Source organism: Bacteroides stercoris ATCC 43183 (genome assembly GCF_025147325.1).
GTDB classification, from domain to species: Bacteria; Bacteroidota; Bacteroidia; order Bacteroidales; family Bacteroidaceae; genus Bacteroides; species Bacteroides stercoris.
This window is the reverse complement of sequence record NZ_CP102262.1, coordinates 3,183,940-3,205,265: the sequence shown is the minus strand read 5'-3', so window position 1 is coordinate 3,205,265 and position 21,326 is coordinate 3,183,940. Positions and strand designations below refer to the sequence as shown.

The following is a 21,326-nucleotide window of genomic DNA, read 5'->3' as shown; positions in this document are numbered from 1 at the left end:
ATGTATATGGACTATGAACTGAACAAGGGGATCGGCGAGAGTGCGGAGTTCAAGGGACTCAAGGCGCAATACCTTTTTATTTTCGCCGGCGGGCTGCTGGCTCTGTTCGTGCTGTTTGTCATTCTCTATATGGCCGGTGTCGGCCAATGGCTCTGCATCGCTTTCGGTTTAACCTCCGCATCCGCACTGGTCTGGCTGACATTCCACCTGAACGGCAAGTTCGGAGAACACGGACTGATGAAGCTGCTGGCCAGAAAACAGCACCCCCGCTACCTGATCAACCGGATCAGTCCCCGAAAATTATTCACGATTAAAAAGAAGAATGTATGCGGAACACACTAAAGGCCGCCACATTGGAAAGCAAGTTCCCGCTTCTCGCCGTCGAAGCGGACTGTATCATCTCCAAAGATGCGGACATCACCGCCGTCTTTGAGGTGGAGCTGCCCGAACTCTTCACGGTAACGGCAGCTGAATACGAGGCTATCCATGCGGCATGGGCAAAGGCAATCAAGGTATTGCCCAATTATACGGTGGTACATAAACAGGACTGGTTTATCCGGGAGGATTACCGCAGCCAGACGGACAAGGAAAATCTAAGTTTCCTTTCCCGGAGCTACGAGATGCACTTCAACGAACGTCCTTTCCTGAACCACAAATGCTATCTGTACCTGACCAAGACGACGAAAGAACGCATGAGGATGCAGAGCAGCTTCTCTTCGCTGTGCAGGGGATTCATCATCCCCAAGGAGGTGGACAAGGATACCACCGCCCATTTTCTGGATACGGTGGGACAATTCGCCCGTATCGTGAACGATACAGGGCTGGTACACCTAAGACGGCTCGTCGGTGATGAGATTACGGGCACGGAGGATAAGGCCGGACTGGTGGAGAAATATTTCTGTCTGTCAATGGAAAATACCACTGCGCTGGAAGACATCGAACTCGGAGATGACGGCCTGCGTGTCGGCGACAAGCACGTATCGGTACATACGCTATCGGAACTGGATGCGTTGCCCAACAAGGTGGGTACGGACTGCCGGTATGAAAGGCTGTCAACGGACAAAAGCGACTGCAAGCTGTCATTCGCCAGTCCGGTAGGCCTGCTGCTCTCGTGCAACCACCTGTACAACCAGTATATCTTTCTGGATGACAGCGGCGAGAACCTGCAACGTTTTGAAAAGAGCGCACGCAACATGCAGTCGCTCTCGAAGTACTCACGGAGCAACCAGATCAACAAGGAGTGGATTGACCTGTACCTGAATGACGCACACTCTTTCGGGCTTACCTCGGTACGTGCCCACTGCAACGTCATCGCATGGACGGACAACCCGATGGAGGTGAAGAACATGCGCAATGACGTGGGCAGTCAGATCGCCATGATGGAGTGTAAGCCACGCCATAATACGGTGGACGCCGCCACGCTGTACTGGGCGGCAATGCCGGGAAACGGCGCTGACTTCCCGGCAGAGGAGAGCTTCTATACGTTCATCGAACAGGCCCTCTGCTTCTGGGTGGAAGAAACGAACTACCGCAGCTCCGTTTCACCTTTCGGACTGAAGATGTCAGACCGTATCAGCGGAAAACCGCTGCATGTGGACATCTCCGACCTGCCGATGAAACGTGGCGTAACCACGAACCGAAATAAATTCGTATTGGGCGGCTCCGGTAGCGGCAAGTCATTCTTCATGAATCATTTGGCGAGGCAGTATTATGAACAGGGCACACACGTGGTATTGATCGACACGGGGAACAGCTATCAGGGACTTTGCTCGCTGATACACCAGAAAACCGGCGGCAAGGACGGCATCTATTTCACTTATACGGACGAAAACCCGATAGCGTTCAACCCTTTTTTCACGGATGATAAGGTTTTCGACATTGAGAAACGAGAGAGTATCAAGACACTGATCCTCACACTCTGGAAAAAGGACAACGAACCGGCGACACGTTCGGAAGAAGTGGCGCTGTCCAATGCGGTGGCCCTGTATATCAGGCGCATCAAGGAGGATGAAAGCATCGTTCCCTCGTTCAACACCTTCTACGAGTTCGTGAAAACGGACTACCGGAAGATACTGGAAGAGAAGGGAGTCCGGGAAAAGGATTTCGACCTTGCGGGTTTCCTGAACGTGCTGGAACCTTATTACCGTGGCGGAGAATATGATTTCCTGCTTAACTCCGACAAGCAGCTCGACCTGCTCGGCAAACGGTTTATCGTATTCGAAATCGATCAGATCAAAGACCACCCCATTCTTTTCCCGGTAACGACTATCATCATCATGGAGTTGTTTATCAACAAGATGCGCCGTCTGAAAGGGGTGCGCAAGATGATCATCATAGAGGAAGCGTGGAAGGCTATCGCCAAGGAAGGGATGGCGGACTACATCCGCTATCTGTTCAAGACTGTCCGCAAATTTTACGGAGAGGCTGTTGTGGTGACGCAGGAAGTCGATGACATCATTTCCTCGCCTATCGTAAAGGAGTCCATAGTGAACAACAGCGACTGCAAGATTCTGCTTGACCAGAGGAAGTACCTTAACAAGTTCTCGCAGATACAGTCCCTGCTGGGACTGACGGACAAGGAAAAGGCGCAGATCCTGTCGGTGAACATGTCCAATGACCCGAAACGCAAATACAAGGAGGTCTGGTTCGGATTGGGGGGCGTACAGTCAACGGTGTACGCCACGGAGGTATCGCCCGAAGAATATCTGTGCTACACGACCGAAGAGAGCGAGAAGGTGGAAGTGGAACAACTGGCGAAACAGCTGGACGGCAATATCGAACTGGCTATCCGAAGGCTTGCGGAAAAGAAACGGAATCAAAGCAATGAAATACCGTAAATGCCTATGGAGTATGAAACCTTGTTTCCGCTCTACTGGATATGCGGGGAGTGGAAAAGCAACCGCAAGTCGCCGCCCGTTACCGTATTCCGTGACGGTGGAGCATACAAGATTGCCCTGACCTACCACCTTGATGCGGTGGTGGTAGGCACGATCCACCAAAGCGGCGGCATCATCTGGGCAGACCTGCTGGGGAGGGTGCAGCTCGCTTATGACCGGGAGGAAGACCGGCTGGTGCTGGCTACCGAAGGGATCTATGTACGTGCGGATGACTCATAGGGAAAATGGAGAACTCCGGTTCTCCCGTAAATGACAGTAACAACTATCCGATTTATTCAACATTAAAATTTTAAAAGACATGAAACGAATTATGGCTGTCTGCCTGGCCGGGCTTCTTTGCCCGATTATGGCAGTAAAGGCACAATGGGTGACGTTCGATCCCTCGAACTTTGCACAAAGCATCGTGAATACAACCCGCAATGTGGTGCAGACCACGACGACGGCAGAAAATATGGTGAAGAATTTTCAGGAAACAGTCAAGATCTACGAACAGGGGAAGCGTTATTACGACGCATTGAAAGCGGTCAACAATCTGGTTAAGGATGCCCGCAAGGTACAGCAGACCGTTCTTCTGGTCGGTGAAATATCGGACATCTATGTAAACTCTTTCCAGAAAATGCTGACGGACGAGAACTATACGCCGGACGAGCTTTCGGCAATCGCTTCCGGATATGCGAAGATGCTGGAAGAGAGCAGCGGTATGCTGAACGAGATGAAGACGGTCGTAACCTCCACCAGCCTTTCCATGACGGATAAGGAGCGCATGGACGTGATCGACCGTGTGTACCGTGACGTAAGAAACCAACGCAATCTGGTCAGGTATTACACGAACCGGAACATCGGCATCTCTTACCTGCGTGCAAAAAAGAAGAACGATACCCGAAGGGTGCTGGACTTGTACGGAACGGACAATCAAAAATACTGGTGACATGACGGGCGAGGAAACTTTCAGCAACCTTCACGAAGTGTTGCGCAACCTTTATGACGAGATGATGCCGCTCTGTTCGGACATCACGGGTGTGGCTACCGGAGTGGCCGCACTGGGTGCACTGTTCTATGTGGCCTCACGGGTGTGGCAGGCTCTTTCGAGAGCCGAGCCGATTGACATTTACCCGCTCTTCAGACCTTTTTGTCTGGGTGCGTGCATCATGTTCTTCCCCACATTCGTTCTGGGAACTCTCAACGGCATCATGAGTCCTGTGGTTACCGGCTGCCACGATATAATGGAAGGCCAGACGCTGAACATACGGGAGTATTCCGAGAAGCGGCAGAAGCTGGAATACGAGGCGATGACAAGGAATCCGGAAACGGCGTACCTGGTCGACAACGAGGAATATGAACGCCAGATCGAGGATCTGGGATGGTCGCCTTCGGACTTGAAAGCGATGGCGGGCATGGCGGCGGAACGCTTCAAATACCAGGCCAGGCAGGGCGTGAACAATTTTCTCCGCAGCTTTCTGGAACTGTTGTTCCAGTCGGTTTCGCTGGTACTGGACACGCTGAGAACCTTCTTCCTGATCGTATTGAGCATTCTGGGGCCCCTGTCGTTCGCCATATCGGTGTACGACGGCTTCCACAATACGATGATCCAATGGATTTGCCAGTATATCAGCATCTATCTGTGGCTGCCCATATCCGACCTGTTCAGCTCCGTGCTGGCAAGGATTCAGGTACTGATGATCGAAAAGGACATCGCCGCACTGAGCGATCCCGCCTATGTGCCCGACGTGAACAATTCCGCTTACATCATCTTCATGCTGATAGCCATTGTTGGGTATTTCACCATTCCGACAGTATCCACATGGGTGATTCAGGCATCGGGAGCCGGCAACTACGGCAAGCAGGTCAACTCGTGGTCATTGAAGGGCGGACGTGCGGCTGCCGCTGTTTCCGGTGCAGCCGTCGGCCATGTAGCCGGCAAGTTAAGAGGCAGATAACCCAATATAAAATCTTAGAAACATATGGAATTTAAGAGTTTGAAGAATATAGAAACGAGCTTCCGGCAAATCCGCACGATGGGTATCGTGTTCGTTTCGCTCTGTGCTCTGGTTACCGGCTATGCTCTCTGGAGTTCCTACCGGTTCGCCGAACGGCAGAGGGAGAAAATCTATGTGCTGGACAATGGGAAGTCCCTGATACTTGCTCTTTCCCAAGACCTTTCGCAGAACAGGCCGGTGGAGGCGAAAGAACATATCCGGCGTTTTCACGAGCTGTTTTTCACCTTGTCGCCCGACAAGGCGGCTATCGAGTCGAATATCCGCAGGGCGTTGTTCCTGTGCGACGAGAGTGCGTTCCGCTACTACAAGGACTGGGAGGAAAAGGGGTATTACAACCGTATAATCTCGGCCAATATCAACCAGAGCATCCGGGTGGACAGCGTGGCGTGCGACTTCAACAGCTACCCGTATGTGGTAACGACCTACGCACGGCAGTCGCTGGTCAGGTCAAGCAACATCACGGAACGGAGCCTTGTAACCCGTTGCCGGCTGTTGAACTCGGTCAGGTCGGACAATAACCCGCACGGCTTCACGATGGAGCAGTTCAATATCGTGGAGAACCGGGATTTGAGAACCATTGAACGATAACTTAAAAAAAGACAGGAAATGAACCGATTGAAAAAATGGATCAGGTACGTGCCTGACAGGATAGACGACGGACTCCGCTATCTGTGCGGACGGATGTCGCCCGATGTACGGCTCGTCTGCGTGGTGGTCATGCTCACCGGCTTCGGCTGTCTGTCGATATACATGACGGTATCTTCGATATACCGCATCGGCAGGCATGAGGGGGAGCAGTTGCAAATGGATCATATCAGGCGGATGGAGCTGTACAGGGGGATAAACAAGGATAGTATAAACATTAAAAACCAGGTGGATTATGGAGAACCTAAAAAATCAGGAACGGCAACCGGCGAACGCTGCAACGCCTGAAAAGGCGGAAGAGAAAGGACAAACGCCGAAACAGGGGAAGAAAGAGGCCAGACCTCTGACTCCGGAAGAGATGCTCAAGCGGAAGAAGATGCTCGTGTATCCGTTGTTCTTTCTCGTGTTTCTGGGAGCGATGTGGCTGATATTCGCTCCTTCGGACAGCGACGAGCCATTAAGGGAGGGATTCAACGTGGATGTTCCGATGCCGGAGGACAAGGGGCTGCTGTCGGATAAAAAGACCGCCTACGAACAAAGTGCCTTTGAAAAGAAACAAAAGGAGAAAATGAACACGCTTCAGAATCTGGCGGTATCACTGGAACAGGAAGAGCCGGCAGCGGACGAAGTATTCCTGACGGAAGAGGACACGGACAACGGCAGTCCGTCTATCCGTTCCTCGGCCAATGCCTATCAGGACATCAACCGGCAGTTGGGCAGTTTTTATGAAACACGGCCTGCGGAAGACGATCAGAAAACACTGGAACTGGAATGGCGCATTCAGGAGCTGGAGCGTCAGGCGGAGGAAGAGCGCAAGGCCAGAGAAAACAGCGAGGAGCAACTGCGGCTGATGGAGAAGTCCTACGAGATGGCGGCAAGGTACATGCCGGGCGGCGGTGAAACCAAACAGGTCGCCGTGTCCTCCTCTACGGGTAAAACGCCGGTCTGCCCGGTTACGCAGGTAACGGAACGGGTGGTCAGCCTGTTGGCCGCACCCCTGTCCGATGAAGAGTTTGCCAGACAGTACGGCAAACCCAGAAACATGGGTTTCCACACGGTGGGGACAGTCCGGAGCCGTACGGAAAGGAACGGTATCCGTGCCTGCGTGTACAGGACGGTAACGGTTTCGGGAAGCGACGGTCAGGAAGTAGGTCTGCGCCTGCTGGAGCCGGTGCAGGCCGGGGAGTTGTACATACCCGCCAACACGATACTGACCGGCACGGCGAAAATCAGCGGTGAGCGCATGGAAATCACCGTTTCTTCGATTGCCTTTCAGGGAACAATCCTGCCGGTGGAACTGGACGCTTATGACACGAGGGGCATGAAGGGCATTGAGGTCAGGGGATCGCAGGAGCTTACCGCCGTCAAGGAGATGGCGGCCAACATGGGTTCGGCAATCTATAATTGAAAGAGCCATAACAAAATCAACGGGTAACATTAGTTTTGCTATTTCTATAGCTTTTTGTGGTATGTGATCAAAATCTATGGATTCGGCTAATGACTTAATATTTGCAATCAATTCATCATATAAAGTAATAGGAAGTCTATTCCCTTTTCTCGCAATTAGTAATAAGCACTTCAATCTTTCTTCTTTGAGATATACTTTTTGTGTTAGAGCATATGCTGCATCATCTTCTCCAACAGATAAAAGAGCCTCTATTTCGGAATCATATAATTCATTTTTTTCTATTTCACGAGATGCACTTCTGTTAACAGCAAATCTAAAATGAGCAGCCATAACCTCATTAAGGTCTCTACATGCCTCAAAACCATATTCACATTGTTCATTAAATGCAGCTTGCGACTTTCTATCTATTAAAAATTGTTGAACATTATCAGAGGTTAAATAAGAAATCATAGATTTATTTTTCCCTACCTGCTTATATAATGATGGCATATATGAAAAAAAATCAGCAGAGTTAGTACTATTCTCAAAAGTTTCAAGCTGTATGAGTTCTATTTTGCGTTTTAAATCTGCAAGATGTTTCCTCGCATATTTTTGAAAACTATACTCTCTGAATAAAACATAATCATCTTTAATTTCTAATTTATCTTTACAAATATCCAGTAAATACTTTAGTCTTTTATTGTCTATTTTTAACATTTCTTGCAGCATTGACAGCGATAGTTTCATCTCTGAAAAAGCTATTAATGCTAATAAAATATGAATGCTATCACGTTCTGTATATTCATATTTTTCCCAATCTAAAGCATATAAATCCGAAGTGTTATATGTATAAATCTCTTCTATTTGTGAAACACTAATATTCCTTTTCAATTTATCTACAATAATACCTAATTTCTCGGCATTTCCATCGCTAATAGAATAGAGTACTTCTATTTGCTCATCAATAATATCAGGCTTAATTAACTGTAAAAATTCCTTTACTTCTACTTTATGAAATTTTAGAAGGCTATTTGTCTCTTTTGCCTGTATAGAATCTGGTAATAAATTATTTATATCTGTTGCATTACCCGAAAAAAGAAATCTAGCATTATCAATATCCAACAATAGAGTTAATATAGCTCTTATATTATCTTTAAGTGTCGAAGGTATTTTATCAAAACCATCAAAAATAAAATATAGGTAATTTTTAGATGATTTAATTCTTCTCTTAGCCCGGATAACATTGGGAGACAAATCAATTTCTTTATCTTCATTTGTAGACAAAGGACATTTATTAAAATGAGCAAACTGCATATTTAAACTATGTTCTATAATGCGTGGCTCCATTGTTAGTCTGGAAAAACCATCAATAAAGTATGAAATACAATATTGCCCATGCATTTTTGCAAATTCTGCTAGTGCTGTAGTTAGTCCAACTCCCTCTGCACCTGGCAAACATAAAACTTTATATGTTTCAAATTGCTCTTCAAAGAGATCAAAATAAGATTTTCTAGATATCAATGTTGTAGGAATAGATGGAAATGTAACACTATGCGCACAAATATCATCAATTATTATTTTTGCTTCTTTGTTCATATTCTTTTTACATTTATAAATATTAGACAATAATCGAATAAGGCTTTATAGTTTGATTTTCAGCAGTCTTATTTCTTGTTCTATATAAACTCTATTATAATTTGTTTATCACTACACTTAATTTAACTAAAAATTACACCCAACATCAATTTTACATATCTTCCATTGAAAAAAGCCTGCTCTCTATCTCATACTTAAACAAGGCTTTCTTCCGTAATTCCTCTACTTTGAGTGCAAACAAATCCGGCTTGAAATTTTTGGATTGTCTTTTCACCTCTGCTACCAGAGCTTTTTTCTCTTCCGCATATAGTCCGACAATATCTATTTCATCCTGATCTTTATTATTCTTGCCTTGCCACCAAGAGCCTATATCTGCAAATTCCTTGCTTTCCATCATCTGTTGGCGGAAATACATTTCCAGAGCCAAACCGGAGAATGTCGGATAATCCTTTTTTATAATATCTGCCAGGCGTTCAAAATTCTGTATCTCTATATAATTTTGATACTTGATAAAATACCGGAACCAGAAACGTAAAAACATATCCGAAACTTCATAACGGACTGTCTGGGAACCCTCTTTGGAGAGCATGGGCCGTTTCTTCTTTACCAGATTATAGTCTTCTTCCAATCTCTTCAATTGTCCGCCCAGACTCATTCCACCCATAACCGCTTCCATTTCCGGCAGGGTGTTCTTACCATTGGAGATTGCTGATAAGATAGAAAAGTAATTACCGTATTTTTTTCCGAACTCCTGTATCAGCAAAGCCTGTCCTTCAGTCAGAAAGGATGAATCGGGTTGCAACATGAAATCGACCATGCTTTCCATGCTTGTACATCCATTGTCCATAAACTGCTCGATATACTTTGGGACACCACCGGTAAAGGTATAGAGTGCCAACAAGTCATCTTTAGTATAGTCGGCCTTATGATCCGATATGATTTCTTTCAATACGGAAGTAGTAAAAGGAGCTAACTTCATGATATTGTCAGCACGGCCATACAGCGGTTCTTTTGAATCCCTGAAGATTTTATTCATAAGGGTATAGACCGAACCGCTCACGATAAGATTGACATGGCTCTGTTTCCTCAGTCGATCCCAAGTATCCTGCATCAAACTGTAAATCTCTTGATTTATGTAATAGAACTCCTGAAATTCGTCTATAACCAGATTATATTCCATCCGTGTTCCCAAATCCATTAAGAAGCGGAACATTTCTGCAAAGTTGGTAAGTTCCGGTACATAAATATCAAGTGCCTGCCGGATCTCGGAAGTAAATCGTAGACAGAGATCTGTTTCATTGCTTCGGCTGACAAACAAGTACACCGTAGGAGTATCCTCGCAACTCTTGAATATAAGACTGGTCTTGCCGATACGTCGCCGACCGGTAAGGACAGTCATTTGGGAATGCACGGAAAAGGATACTTGGCGAACCTTTTCCAATGATGCTAACTCTTTTTCTCTATTGTAGAATTTCATATCCTTATCATTTTATGTTCGATTTCACTACTGCAAAGTTTACCACTGTAAAATTTACGGCGGTAAATTTTGTAAGCAATAGCAAAGTTACTAATAATTTTGAGAATATAATATGATTAAAGCACTGAAAACCAAAAAAGAGTAAATACTTAACATTTCAACTCATTTACGATACCGTATTATACTAAATCAGTTTCTTGACGCCACTCAAAATAAGTAAAATGCCCAAAAGCATCAGCATCAAAGAGGCAATGGGAGCACTTGGCGGCAAGCTCGTCATCGGAGGCGTTCCCAAGTCCGGCAACAAGGACGATCCCGATCCTGACCGCCCCGAAAAGCCCAAACCCAAGCTGAAGTTATAGCTCCTGTAACCGAAGCCATAAAAACAACCCCACTCCGCTGTTTCTTGGGAAGCCGGCGGGGTGGGGTTTATACTATACATATAACCGAAATTTTACTATTGTAAACTTTACAGCAGTAAAATTTCAGAAATCATGAATCAAATGTGAAATTCCACTATTCTCAGAGCAGACTTACTATCTTGGCCCTATAAATCTATCTCCATTAAAATGAATCATATGGTCTGGATTCTCCGCTATCCAAACTTCGGTTTCCCATGCAATATCAGCCACATGTTTCTTGAACTCTGATCTATCAGGAAAAGCAGTAACATATACTTTCCCCGCTTTGCATTCTTTCGTGAAATCTTCCAGCTCGATTACACGTTTGGGAGATACCGGCCCATGCGAAGTAACCACTTCGATTAGGAATAGCCACTCTTTATTACCGTCATAAATGACAATATCCGGCAGTTTGCTGTGTTCTGTGATCGGAATGCCAATTTCTTTTAAAAGCTCCTTGTTACAATAAAGGTCTTTATTGGCAGTATCACCGATATAAAGGACTTTTGCGCCTGCCGCAAAACGAGGTGCAAACTCATTAATGACCGCCGCTTGTACTTCATTATGCTTGCCCGGAGACAGTTTAAATTCCTTACCTTCAATAGTAACCGGTATCATTTCCATCTCACGGCTTTTCTCATACTCTTCAATCAATCGCCCTACCGCATCATTAAAGTTTTGGGCTTTTATTTCCCATTCTTGGGTATTGTATGATTTTATTGTTTCATAGGCTTCTTCTGTCAGTTTGTAATGGGCGTTTGGACTGTTCACCGGTAAAGCCGGATTATCCGGGTTATAATCTACGATACGTGCCTGCAAGAACTGATGAAGCACCTGCCGTCTGAAAGTTTCCCGTGTATTTGGGGCATACGGCTGCTCTTTTTTATAGTTCTCATTGACAAATGCCATAATATCCTTGCTTATTTTTAAGCTCTTGCGGGTGGCATCCGCCCAGTTGTCTTCTTCCTTTAATCCGCATAATGCAAGTAAAGTCAAAGCGGATATTTCATTCTGCTGCGCCGGAGGCAAACCCAACACTGACAATATATCTTGTGCATCACTTATTTTGCTCATATTACATAAAATATTTGTTTACAATCTTATTTACGTTCACCATAGAATAATCATTCATGGCAATCAGGTCTTTTCCGATACTTTCAATGACTTCAAGGGGAGGCATGGGCATCTCCCTCAATTCCGTAGCACTGACATTTACATTTCCATTGAATGTTCTGAAATAATTATCGAACAAGTCACTATTCAATAAGGCGGCTATCCCCATTACCTCCATACGGTTCAAGTGTCCTTTGGGACGATAGATATAGTTCAGTTTGTTTTCGATTCCTACATGTGCGCAGGAAGTCATGTTTCCAAAATAAGGTGCGGCAATTAACCGGCTATTATCGTCTTTGGAGCTGAAACGTCGCAACAGAACATAATTCTTGTTAGGTAACAAGGTGGATACAGACATTTCATTTATATGGATGAATTGAGGTTTTCCTTCCTTTACGACAGGATGATCAGCCAACATCTTTACTACGTTATGCAACCAATATAGTGCTGCTGTTCCTTCTCCGGAGGTTTCACATAATTGTTCCTTTGAACGAAAAGCTACAACCGGGCCGGTGGAAATCTGGATATGATATTTGTTCAGGTTGCCATCCCATGATTTGAACAGCCTGATAATTTTCTCGTCTTCAAGGCTGACCGGCAAATGCAATATCAATTCTTTTGAGGTAAGGTCAATGATTTCTTTCCGCTGTACTTCTTTGATTGCAGGGGTGGCCAAGTCGGAAAGCCCCTCACTGTATGATAAAACGACATTATAATCTGCCCCCTTTTTAGGGGAACATTTCATTATAATTGTTTCCTGAAGCACATTATCTTTGGAAAACGTATCTTTCCGGGTATTGAAAAGGTGGACAAAATCTATCTGTATATGCTTAAACAGGAAATTACGGAACAAACGGAAATATCTTCCCGAAGTGAAACTTCTTGGGGTTATATAAATCATCTGACCTTGTTCCGCAAGCAATAAAGCTGATATGGCCATAAATATAGAGTATATATTAGGCTGTCCGTCTATAATGCATTGAGCCGCTTTCACCCGTTTATCCTCTTTGGAAAGTTTGAAATAGGGAGGATTGGATATGATCAAATCATATTTCTGCAAACTCTCAGCCCTGCCATAAATCGTATCAGAATATAATACTGAATAATTGGATAAAATAAAGTCCTCACAATATGAACGGCAATCAATCCGGACATTATGGCGCATCCCCCATATTGTTATATATTCCAGAACTTTTTGTAATCCCGGTATAAGATTTTCATCGGTTTCGTATGTAACCAACTCTATCTGTTTTACTTTTGATTGCAAAACCAGATTCTCAATCATGGCACATGATAATATGGCAGTTCCACATCCCGGATCTAATACGGAGACAGAATCCTTATTCACACTTATTTGTTTACCCATAAAATAGGCGATAGATACCGGTGTGAAAAACTGACCGTTACTTTTCTTGAAAGCAGAAGTAACAGTATCAGTATATAACCTGCCTATTCTATCTGCGTAGTTAGTAGGCAGCTCGTTCTCATAAGGCTTTATTTCAGACCAACTTATATTCATAATTGCAAAATTAGGAAAAAACCTTTGGATTCTTCTTATGAATGTATTTTTCTTTTTTTGCAGAATCATGATAGATACTTGAGTATTGAGGGAATTAACTTTTCATATTCCGGTTTTTACGCCACAAAACTGGAACATTTTTAGATGCACACATAAAAAATGATACCCCTCCGGACCGCTGTCCTTTGGAGTATCACCATTCGAACAAGAAAAGAAACTTCATCCTGTTTCACAACTGTATGAAGTCATTGCCATGACAAACACCAATACGCAGTTTGGGATTTCCTGCCTCACGGCAGTAGTTTCACCGGTACAAAGCAAAAACATGGACTTATTCTTTCGGCAGCGGATAGCTCTCGGACAGTTTGTCCTCACGTGCCTGCCGTTTTATCTCGTTCTCGTCAAAGTTGTTGCGGATGAACTCGTGCAAGTCCGACTCCTTGTAATATGTCTTGTGATATATCGAATAGAACTTCAACACCCCGTTATTCCGGTATCGTTGCAGCGTGCGTTTGCTGATGCGCAACAACAGGCATACTTCCTGATTGTCGTACAGACGCTCTCCGTTCAGGTAGTTCAGGTGCTTTTCCCTCGTTTCCGCCTTGTCCAGCTTCCGTGAGATGCGGTACAGCTCACCCATGATACGTTCCATCCATGCTTCAAATTCCGTTTTATCTACTAACATACGCTTTCCTCCTTAAAAGTTCCCGATAACATAATAGCTCTGGTTATCGGATGATTTCAGAATGATTTCTTTCTCACGCATGAACCTGATGTAGCTTTTCGCCGTGCGCTCCTTCACTTCCAGTATCGACTGGATTTCTTCCGCAAGTTCCACATAAGTAACAAAGCGCCTCCGGCTGAATACCTCTTTGGCCACCGCTACAAGCTCATCCTCTTTGCGCTTATCCTTTTCCTCTTTCGGCTTTTCGCCCAGATAGACGTGCATGGCCTTTTCCTTATCCCACGAAAACTGCATGATAGGCACATCCAGCGGACTTCCATCCCTTACTTTCAGAGCCTTCACCACCGATATGGCCGGATCGCTGTCCTTCTCTATGGAAAGGATCGCCGCAGCCTTCCGCTGCAACTCGCTTCCCAAGTGTCCCCTCAGCTTCAGCCCGTTGGGGATAAAATGCAGTACCGTTACGATACACGTCTTGTAGATACCGGCCAGCCGGTACAGTTCTTCCACGACGGCTATGCTCTCCGCTTCATCGTTGGCGCATTTTATCAAATCCGCAATCCCGTCTATCACCACCAGATGAACACCGCCGTATTGATAATGGTACTTGTCCAAGCTCTGGATAATGGAAAGCAGGCGTTCTTTCCGGCTCATTCCCGTAAGACAATACGCCTTGAACCATTCCGGCATCGCCTCACGTCCGCATCGCCGCAACAGGTTGCTGATATTCTTATACAGCTGTACTTCGCTCTGTTCCGTGTCATAGAACAGTACCGCCTTGTTCCTGCCGTTTTCGTGGAGCGTAACGCCCAGCGCATCCACATCCGTTCCGGTGGGACGGATAGCACCGGCAATCAGTGCCGCCACATAGTTACTTTTTCCCGTGCCTTCTCCGCCGGTGATACAAAGCAGGTTGCCTTGAGTTCCGAGAGGCACGTCATTTACCGATACGATCATCTGTGCAATGGGAGGCGGGTTGTTGAAATCCACCTCGCAGGATTTCAATGCCGACATGGTTTCGCTGTATAAGGTTTCCAGATAGTCCAGAAAAAGCTTTATCAAATCCTCATGGCTGTTCCCCAGCATGAAGTAGTCCGATACATCCTTTTCCGTCTTTGTACCGGCAAGCGGGAGCAACAATCGTTTAACCCCATATTCCTTCAGCTCCTCTTCACGCTTCGCCGAGCTTTTCAGCCCGGTACTGTCCACATCATAGAGGAGGATGATATGTTTGAACCGGAACGAAAGCCGGTGTATGACAGCCGCAGGGATAAAAGCCGTTTCCGAATTGAAACAGATCGCATGGAAGCCGTGTGCCGCCAGGCTCATCACATCCTTTTCCCCGCCTGTGATAAAGAGCAGATCACCCTTTGCCGGCAGCTGCTCCAGCCCGAAACAGTAGTTGTCGCCAAAATCACCGGCATACAGGAACCGCATTTGTGAACACGGACGGTAAACCTTGATATGCTGTTTCCCCATATATCCGAACATCGGTTCATCGACGCTTGTCATGCAGGAAAAAGGCTTCCTTTCCTGGTTCTCGCTGCTGAACTTCTTCAGCGATACCGTCCGGTACGCTTTCAGAACATTTTCCCCGATTCCCGATTTACCCCAAAAGGCAAGTTCCGCAGCCGTAAAGGGCTTTTGCACGACAGTATAAGGCCGGACGCTTTTCGCTTTCGGTTCTTCCGATACCATTTCACTCTTTTGGGGGACTTTGCTATGGCTCATATGATATTCCTCATGTGCGGACAGCCCCAAATGCAGATCGCGGTTTATCATTTCCATGATCTCGACAAACTCTTTAGGCTCCTTGCAGCTAAGGCCGTTCAGCCTGCCCACCAGCTCAAAGCAGTCCCCCGAATAATCCTCGTTCCCGAAATCCTTCATTTTAAATACACCGGCCTTGCGTTCGTAATAAATATTGCACGAAGCCTTCGTATCCTTATAAAAAGGGTTCAGGAAGTTCTTTCCCACCTTGAAGTCCACCGGCAGGTAATAGCGGAATACGGAAATGCCCTTTTCCGTCATTTTCAGTATATCATCCTTTCTTATCATTGCCGGTTCTCGTTAGGTAGTTCTTGCGAAAATCCTCCAATGTTTGAGGCTTGCACCGAATGGTACGCTCTTCCAGACAGCGTTCGACCTCCGACAGCTTGTACATACACCGTCCACGCAGCATGGAGTAACTGATCAGGTTTTCATCCCTCAGGCGTTGCAATGTACGTGTACTGATCCCCAACGCTTCCGCCAGTTGGTTGCTGTCCAGCCAAGCCTCCTTTTTTTCTTCCGAAGGCAGCTGCGCTTCGGCTACATACCCGGCGATTTTTTCAATCTTCCCTACAAGCTCTTTATACGCTTCACTTTCAAATGTAATAACTTCCATAACAAACTTAATTTTTAATGTTTACTGCAAAAGAATAACAATAAAAGGCAGCGCATGGGATACTATACGTGTACTACACCATGATTTTTTTCGGTTCAGCGAAAAAGGAGGGGGAACCGCTTCACATAAACGGCGGTATCGAGGCGGACGGCAAGGCTGTAGGACTGATGCAACATCCGCCCGGTGCAAGGGGCAAACCTATCCATATATATAGGTTCGCCCCTTGCACTGGGGATCTTTTTTAAAGATTTAATAATCAAATGTTTGGAAAATAAAAAGTAATGCTCTATCTTTGCGGCATCAGAGAACGGCTGACAAACGAATGCCTCTCACTGACAACAAGCGTTCCTATAAATCGTTACTAATTCGTTACGGTACAATTTTTTAAGGTTTACAAGAGCTTATAAATCAAAGACATAGACCGCTACGGTGAAAACCCCAAGCGGATCACTTGAAAATCAAGCAGCTATCTAAAAAGATAGCTGCTTTTTTCTTTTGTATATACTGCGATTTGACGGCTTTGATGTAAACGAACTAACGTAAAAACGGGTCAATGTAAAAACCTGAGGGGTAATATTTGTAAAAATCCTATCTTTGCATAAAACGGGTCAACGTAAAAACCTGAGGGATTCATAGCTTATGCATAAATTTTCGCCAGTCTGAACAGGAAGAAAGCTCTGTCCTTTACTCCTCTGAATTGTGTGCGGAACTCCTTTATTTTTGCATTGAACGATTCGGAAGCAGCGTTTGTTGAACGTCTGTCAAAGAAGTTGATTATTTCCCGGTAATGCATCTGTACGGAACGTGCCACTCTTCCGAAAGCAAGAAACCCTGATTTTTCCACCTCGTCATACCAGCGGGCAAGATGCGTCAATGCCGCATCCTTGTACCTGCATTGGTGGTATATCAGTCCGAGCCTCATGGAGAGGTAGTATGCTTTCTTAATATCGGGATACTCCCGGAACAGGATGCCGGCGCGTACGCGCTGTGATTCCGTCCACAAGGATTCCTTCTTATATAACAGGTAAATGCTTCTCGAAAGAAGCTGTTTGCGTGAATCACCGTTTTCAAAGACCGGTGGGCTGCAGGCTGTTGGGAACGCTGTTCGGGGTCGACGGGGAACTGCTCGAGCGGCAATACCGGAATCACCTGAGCGGTTATCTCTGTTGGGAGCAGCTTCCTCATGCCGAAGAATGGCTTCTTTTCGAGAAGAACATCGGTGTTTATGTGGGACTGGATGAAGTCTGCCTTTCCCGCGGAGAATTATATACCGTGTTGATAAACAAGGAGAGAAAAGGCCGTTCGGGCAGTCTTATCGCCGTTGTGAAAGGAACAGATGTAAAGACCGTGACCTCCGTACTGCTCCGTCTTTCCCGCCGCAGACGCTTTCAGGTCAGGGAGATAACCATGGATATGGCTCCGAACATGGAGCAGATCGCCCGCCTCTGTTTTCCCGCCGCACGCCGCGTCACAGACCGTTTCCATGTGCAGAAACTCGCTTATGAGGCGGTTCAGGATATGCGCGTTAAAGCACGTTGGGAGGCTTTGGACGAAGAATCTGTTCAGATCGCCCATGCCAAAGCCTGCGGGAAGATATATCATGCGCCGGTCTTTGAAAACGGTGATTCACGCAAACAGCTTCTTTCGAGAAGCATTTACCTGTTATATAAGAAGGAATCCTTGTGGACGGAATCACAGCGCGTACGCGCCGGCATCCTGTTCCGGGAGTATCCCGATATTAAGAAAGCATACTACCTCTCCATGAGGCTCGGACTGATATACCACCAATGCAGGTACAAGGATGCGGCATTGACGCATCTTGCCCGCTGGTATGACGAGGTGGAAAAATCAGGGTTTCTTGCTTTCGGAAGAGTGGCACGTTCCGTACAGATGCATTACCGGGAAATAATCAACTTCTTTGACAGACGTTCAACAAACGCTGCTTCCGAATCGTTCAATGCAAAAATAAAGGAGTTCCGCACACAATTCAGAGGAGTAAAGGACAGAGCTTTCTTCCTGTTCAGACTGGCGAAAATTTAGGCTCAGCGGAAATATCTGGTTGGTAAGTTTTAAAATTAGCTATCTTTGCTTACCTTTGTTTTATGAAACCCGCACAACTCCTTCGTGCCATCCTTCCGGATGTGCTTATAGACAACTTTGATATTGTCAATTTCGACAAGAGTGCTGACCGTTTTGATATTTATCTTGATGAAAAAAAAGTTCAACTAAAAGAAGATAAGATCAATCCGGATATCATATCCTATGGTTTTGGTGAGTATCGTACAATCCAAGACTATCCTATTCGTGGTCGCGCCACTTATCTCCATGTTCGTAAACGTAAATGGCTTGACAAATCTTCCAATGAAATCTTCAGTTATGACTGGGATTTATCCGAATTTGACGGTACACGGCTCAATTCTGAGTTCGTCTCTTTTTTAAAAGAAGGAGATTGAATCTACTCCTGTGAGCATCAGTGTGCTTGCGGAACGTTATGGCGTAAAAGGGCAGACTCTTCGTAAACAATACAAGGAGAAAATCAGTGATTACCGGAACTGGGATCAGCTCGAACATGCGCATGACTATCTCCTTTATCCTGAAAATATTGGAGAAAAGCTTTCTTTGGATGAAACTTGCCTGAGCAATGGAGATGTTTATACGATTCTGACCAATAAAGCAGCTAAAGGTCGTAAGGGTGCTTTAGTTGCAATAGTTCGTGGAGTGGCCACAGATGCGGTAAGCGGAATCTTGCGCAGGCTTCCGCACCGGAAACGGCTGTCTGTCAAGACTGTCACTACAGATTTATCTTCAGCCATGATGCTGACAGTCAGAAAGGTGTTTCCTGCCGCAAAGCTGATCAATGACCGTTTTCATGTACAGCAGCTCATGTCTGAAGCTGTTGACCAGTTAAGAATACGCTATCGGTGGAAAGTACTTGATGCGGAAAATCAGGCTATCAGGGAGCATCGCCAAAAGAAGAAAGAAACAAAGAGTAAGGCGGAAAGGGAAAGAATAGGGAAATGGGAACCTGAAAGAATGGAGAACGGAGAAACCCTGTCACAGATAGTAAGCAGAAGCAAGCACATTATACTGAAACACTGGAGCAAATGGAATGAACAGCAAAAGACCAGGGCTGCCATTCTCTTTGATAAATTCCCCAAGCTTCTGGAAGGATACAGCCTTAGCATGAAACTGACAGACATCTTCAACAAGAAGTCAGGTCTCGATGAAGCAAGGCTAAATCTCGCAAGATGGTACAATGAAGTGGAAAAGTTTGACTATATGGAGTTCAACAAGGTACTTGATACGTTTTCAAACCATAGTACGACCATCATAAATTATTTTGAAGAACGATTGACAAATGCTTCAGCGGAGTCGTTCAATGCTAAAATCAAAGCTTTTCGAAGCCAGTTAAGAGGGGTGGCTGATCTGAAATTCTTCATGTTCAGACTGGCTAGGCTATACGCTTAAAAGAAAGCTTGCCAACCGGGGAAATCCGCTGACCCAAAATTTATGCATAAGCTATGAATCCCTCAGGTTTTTACGTTGACCCACGATTAATGGGTCAATGTAAAAACCTGAGGGGTAAATTTATAAATTGTTATCTTTGTCTCCAAATTCATAGCTTATGGAATTAAACGGTTATCGCCTTCTTCTTCCTGAAGGCACTTTAGATTACTTTGATCTTGTTGATGTGAAGGAAAGCGTAAATGAAGTTGTGATCTACCTTGAGGAGAAAAATATCGTTCCTGAGAAGTATACAGCTCAGGATACTGAGAGTAAAGGCTTTTATGCTCCTGTTATTGTTCAGGATTTTCCTCTTCGTGGCAAGAAGGTCTTCCTTAATATTCGTCGTCGTCGCTGGCTCTTAAAGAAGCATAATGAGTATATCTCCCGTAACTGGCGTATGGTGGCTGAAGGTACTCGTATGACGCAGGATTTTGCGTCTTTTTTAAAAGAACTGTATTGATAACTATCCGATCAGTTGCAAGCTCTTAGGTGTTTTATATGGAGTTGACGGGGATTTATTGGAGCGTCAATACCGTAACCATCTAAGTGGTTATCTCCATTGGGACCAACTTGTTCATGCAGAGGATTGGCTACTATTCGAAAAGAATATCGGTGCTTATATCTGTATTGATGAGGTAGCCCTCTCGCGTGGGGAACTCTATACTGTACTGACCAATAAAGAAGCTCACGGTGGTAAAGGTAGTATGATTGCCATCATTAAAGGTACGGACGTTCATACGGTCACTTCTGTCCTGCTTAAGCTCTCCCGTCGCCGCCGTTACCAAGTGCGCGAGATAACCTTGGATATGGCTCCTAACATGGAGCAGATTGCACGCATCTGCTTTCCTGCGGCCAAACGTGTTACCGATCGCTTTCACGTACAGAAGTTAGCTTATGAAGCTGTGCAGGAGATGCGTGTAAAAGCTCGCTGGGAGGCTTTGGATGAAGAGTCCACTCAGATTGCTTATGCAAAGGCCTGTGGAAAGATGTATCATGCACCTGTTTTCGCTAATGGAGATACAAGAAAGCAGTTGTTAGCGAGAAGTATTTATCTGCTTTACAAGAAGGAATCCTTATGGACTCAGTCTCAAAGAATACGGGCTGAAATTCTTTTCAAGGAATATCCCGATATAAAGAAAGGATATTATCTGTCTATGCGGTTAGGCTTAATCTATCATCAGTGTAAGTTTAAGGATATTGCTTTGACAAGGCTGGCAAGGTGGTATGATGAAGTAGATAAATCAGGGTTCCTCACCTTTGGAAGGGTCGCACGTTCTATACAAACACATTATCTGGATATAATCAATTTCTTTGAAAGGAGGGCAACCAATGCCGCAGCAGAGTCATTCAATGCTAAAATCAAAGCATTTAGAGCACAGTTCAGAGGAGTAAGAGATAGAGCTTTTTTCTTATATAGACTTGCTAAATTATATGCTTAAATATAAAATCCCTCAGATTGTTACGTTGACCCGCTTTTTGAGGTCTTTTTTCTGTCGTAGGCGGGTAAGAAAAAAGCTCTTTAAACCACTGGTTTAAAGAGCTTTGTCTTAGTTTGCCGGAGTATTTTCATTTCTCCTAAGTGATCCGCTTGGGGCTCGAACCCAAGACCCCAACATTAAAAGTGTTGTGCTCTACCTGCTGAGCTAGCGAATCAATCCTTATTGCTGTTAAGCGAGTGCAAAGATAGATACTTTTTTGAAAGTTGCAAAAGATTTT

Annotated in this window: 20 protein-coding genes, 1 tRNA gene and 1 pseudogene; 14 read left to right on the top strand and 8 right to left on the bottom strand. The window is 45.3% G+C overall.

The features are described from left to right. The first annotated feature begins 6 nt into the window (after nt 1–6). The 8 genes and pseudogenes from NQ565_RS13345 to traM form a co-directional block, all read left to right on the top strand. Entirely contained in the window at nt 7–342 is a 336-nt protein-coding gene (locus NQ565_RS13345) for a DUF4133 domain-containing protein (protein ID WP_040315421.1), read from the top strand. Then, entirely contained in the window at nt 327–2,837 is a 2,511-nt protein-coding gene (locus NQ565_RS13340) for a TraG family conjugative transposon ATPase (protein ID WP_005651620.1), read from the top strand. The genes NQ565_RS13345 and NQ565_RS13340 overlap by 16 nt, the downstream gene beginning before the upstream one ends. A 6-nt stretch (nt 2,838–2,843) precedes the next feature. Beyond that, nucleotides 2,844–3,116, top strand: a complete 273-nt coding sequence (locus NQ565_RS13335; protein WP_016661987.1) for a DUF3876 domain-containing protein — start codon at nt 2,844–2,846, stop codon at nt 3,114–3,116. A gap of 79 nt (nt 3,117–3,195) precedes the next feature. Beyond that, the gene (locus tag NQ565_RS13330; RefSeq protein WP_005651616.1) at nt 3,196–3,825 is read left to right on the top strand and encodes a DUF4141 domain-containing protein; all 630 of its coding nucleotides are present in this window, start codon (nt 3,196–3,198) and stop codon (nt 3,823–3,825) included. 1 nt (nt 3,826) lies between these two features. Next, nucleotides 3,827–4,834 carry a conjugative transposon protein TraJ gene (traJ, locus tag NQ565_RS13325; protein ID WP_005651614.1) on the top strand — a complete coding sequence of 336 codons (1,008 nt, stop codon included), beginning with the start codon at nt 3,827–3,829 and terminating at the stop codon, nt 4,832–4,834. A 24-nt stretch (nt 4,835–4,858) separates the two neighbouring features. Further along, the gene (traK, locus tag NQ565_RS13320; RefSeq protein WP_005651612.1) at nt 4,859–5,482 is read left to right on the top strand and encodes a conjugative transposon protein TraK; all 624 of its coding nucleotides are present in this window, start codon (nt 4,859–4,861) and stop codon (nt 5,480–5,482) included. Nucleotides 5,483–5,500: 18 nt separating this feature from the next. Further along, a complete protein-coding gene (locus NQ565_RS13315; RefSeq protein WP_005651610.1) occupies nt 5,501–5,827 on the top strand; it encodes a TraL conjugative transposon family protein in 327 nt (108 codons plus the stop codon). Then, a pseudogene (traM, locus tag NQ565_RS13310) lies at nt 5,775–6,938 on the top strand (conjugative transposon protein TraM); the annotation flags it as partial. The gene NQ565_RS13315 and the pseudogene traM, both read left to right, overlap by 53 nt. A 1,735-nt stretch (nt 6,939–8,673) precedes the next feature. Here the strand turns inward: traM and NQ565_RS13305 are convergent. Continuing rightward, on the bottom strand, nt 8,674–9,999 hold the full coding sequence (locus NQ565_RS13305; RefSeq protein WP_005651606.1) for an ATP-binding protein: 1,326 nt from the start codon (nt 9,997–9,999) through the stop codon (nt 8,674–8,676). 221 nt (nt 10,000–10,220) lie between these two features. Between NQ565_RS13305 and NQ565_RS13300 the strand changes: the two genes are divergently transcribed. Beyond that, nucleotides 10,221–10,361, top strand: a complete 141-nt coding sequence (locus tag NQ565_RS13300) for a hypothetical protein (RefSeq protein ID WP_005651604.1) — start codon at nt 10,221–10,223, stop codon at nt 10,359–10,361. 174 nt (nt 10,362–10,535) lie between these two features. On the opposite strand, the gene NQ565_RS13295 is transcribed toward NQ565_RS13300, so the two are convergent. The 6 genes from NQ565_RS13295 to NQ565_RS13270 all read right to left on the bottom strand — a co-directional run bounded on the left by NQ565_RS13295 (nt 10,536) and on the right by NQ565_RS13270 (nt 17,241). Next, nucleotides 10,536–11,474 carry a BsuBI/PstI family type II restriction endonuclease gene (locus NQ565_RS13295; protein ID WP_005651602.1) on the bottom strand — a complete coding sequence of 313 codons (939 nt, stop codon included), beginning with the start codon at nt 11,472–11,474 and terminating at the stop codon, nt 10,536–10,538. A gap of 1 nt (nt 11,475) precedes the next feature. Continuing rightward, a complete protein-coding gene (locus NQ565_RS13290; RefSeq protein ID WP_040315371.1) occupies nt 11,476–13,032 on the bottom strand; it encodes an Eco57I restriction-modification methylase domain-containing protein in 1,557 nt (518 codons plus the stop codon). Between the two features lie 331 nt (nt 13,033–13,363). Continuing rightward, a complete protein-coding gene (locus tag NQ565_RS13285; protein ID WP_005643639.1) occupies nt 13,364–13,717 on the bottom strand; it encodes a helix-turn-helix domain-containing protein in 354 nt (117 codons plus the stop codon). 12 nt (nt 13,718–13,729) lie between these two features. Beyond that, nucleotides 13,730–15,775 carry a bifunctional DNA primase/helicase gene (locus NQ565_RS13280; protein WP_005651598.1) on the bottom strand — a complete coding sequence of 682 codons (2,046 nt, stop codon included), beginning with the start codon at nt 15,773–15,775 and terminating at the stop codon, nt 13,730–13,732. Then, the gene (locus NQ565_RS13275; protein ID WP_005651596.1) at nt 15,759–16,103 is read right to left on the bottom strand and encodes a helix-turn-helix domain-containing protein; all 345 of its coding nucleotides are present in this window, start codon (nt 16,101–16,103) and stop codon (nt 15,759–15,761) included. Before NQ565_RS13275 ends, NQ565_RS13280 begins: the two co-directional genes overlap by 17 nt. Before the next feature lie 637 nt (nt 16,104–16,740). Further along, complete coding sequence (locus NQ565_RS13270; protein ID WP_458693199.1) at nt 16,741–17,241, bottom strand: ISL3 family transposase; 501 nt, start codon at nt 17,239–17,241, stop codon at nt 16,741–16,743. Here NQ565_RS13270 and NQ565_RS13265 point away from each other — a divergent pair. From NQ565_RS13265 to NQ565_RS13245, 5 genes are all read left to right on the top strand, one after another. Further along, nucleotides 17,181–18,143, top strand: coding sequence for an ISAon1 family transposase (locus NQ565_RS13265; protein ID WP_005654234.1), 963 nt, complete (start codon nt 17,181–17,183; stop codon nt 18,141–18,143). The genes NQ565_RS13270 and NQ565_RS13265 overlap by 61 nt on opposite strands. A 62-nt stretch (nt 18,144–18,205) precedes the next feature. Then, the gene (locus NQ565_RS13260) at nt 18,206–18,556 is read left to right on the top strand and encodes an ISAon1 family transposase N-terminal region protein (RefSeq protein WP_005652161.1); all 351 of its coding nucleotides are present in this window, start codon (nt 18,206–18,208) and stop codon (nt 18,554–18,556) included. A 10-nt stretch (nt 18,557–18,566) separates the two neighbouring features. Then, nucleotides 18,567–19,571 carry an ISAon1 family transposase gene (locus tag NQ565_RS13255; protein WP_040315496.1) on the top strand — a complete coding sequence of 335 codons (1,005 nt, stop codon included), beginning with the start codon at nt 18,567–18,569 and terminating at the stop codon, nt 19,569–19,571. A 157-nt stretch (nt 19,572–19,728) separates the two neighbouring features. After that, nucleotides 19,729–20,070: an ISAon1 family transposase N-terminal region protein gene (locus tag NQ565_RS13250; protein ID WP_005651587.1), complete on the top strand. Its 342-nt coding sequence runs from the start codon at nt 19,729–19,731 to the stop codon at nt 20,068–20,070. Between the two features lie 10 nt (nt 20,071–20,080). Next, entirely contained in the window at nt 20,081–21,049 is a 969-nt protein-coding gene (locus tag NQ565_RS13245; RefSeq protein ID WP_418329395.1) for an ISAon1 family transposase, read from the top strand. A 141-nt stretch (nt 21,050–21,190) separates the two neighbouring features. Here NQ565_RS13245 and NQ565_RS13240 read toward each other — a convergent pair. Beyond that, nucleotides 21,191–21,263: transfer RNA gene (locus tag NQ565_RS13240), tRNA-Lys, on the bottom strand. Nucleotides 21,264–21,326 lie beyond the last annotated feature (63 nt).

Bases quoted from the DNA above. Each gene is read 5' to 3' on its own strand.
- NQ565_RS13345 (WP_040315421.1), top strand. From the start codon at position 7: ATGGACTATGAACTGAACAAGGGGATCGGCGAGAGTGCGGAGTTCAAG.
- NQ565_RS13340 (WP_005651620.1), top strand. From the start codon at position 327: ATGCGGAACACACTAAAGGCCGCCACATTGGAAAGCAAGTTCCCGCTT.
- NQ565_RS13335 (WP_016661987.1), top strand. From the start codon at position 2,844: ATGGAGTATGAAACCTTGTTTCCGCTCTACTGGATATGCGGGGAGTGG.
- NQ565_RS13330 (WP_005651616.1), top strand. From the start codon at position 3,196: ATGAAACGAATTATGGCTGTCTGCCTGGCCGGGCTTCTTTGCCCGATT.
- traJ (WP_005651614.1), top strand. From the start codon at position 3,827: ATGACGGGCGAGGAAACTTTCAGCAACCTTCACGAAGTGTTGCGCAAC.
- traK (WP_005651612.1), top strand. From the start codon at position 4,859: ATGGAATTTAAGAGTTTGAAGAATATAGAAACGAGCTTCCGGCAAATC.
- NQ565_RS13315 (WP_005651610.1), top strand. From the start codon at position 5,501: ATGAACCGATTGAAAAAATGGATCAGGTACGTGCCTGACAGGATAGAC.
- NQ565_RS13305 (WP_005651606.1), bottom strand. From the start codon at position 9,999: ATGAAATTCTACAATAGAGAAAAAGAGTTAGCATCATTGGAAAAGGTT.
- NQ565_RS13300 (WP_005651604.1), top strand. From the start codon at position 10,221: ATGCCCAAAAGCATCAGCATCAAAGAGGCAATGGGAGCACTTGGCGGC.
- NQ565_RS13295 (WP_005651602.1), bottom strand. From the start codon at position 11,474: ATGAGCAAAATAAGTGATGCACAAGATATATTGTCAGTGTTGGGTTTG.
- NQ565_RS13290 (WP_040315371.1), bottom strand. From the start codon at position 13,032: ATGAATATAAGTTGGTCTGAAATAAAGCCTTATGAGAACGAGCTGCCT.
- NQ565_RS13285 (WP_005643639.1), bottom strand. From the start codon at position 13,717: ATGTTAGTAGATAAAACGGAATTTGAAGCATGGATGGAACGTATCATG.
- NQ565_RS13280 (WP_005651598.1), bottom strand. From the start codon at position 15,775: ATGATAAGAAAGGATGATATACTGAAAATGACGGAAAAGGGCATTTCC.
- NQ565_RS13275 (WP_005651596.1), bottom strand. From the start codon at position 16,103: ATGGAAGTTATTACATTTGAAAGTGAAGCGTATAAAGAGCTTGTAGGG.
- NQ565_RS13260 (WP_005652161.1), top strand. From the start codon at position 18,206: ATGAAACCCGCACAACTCCTTCGTGCCATCCTTCCGGATGTGCTTATA.
- NQ565_RS13250 (WP_005651587.1), top strand. From the start codon at position 19,729: ATGGAATTAAACGGTTATCGCCTTCTTCTTCCTGAAGGCACTTTAGAT.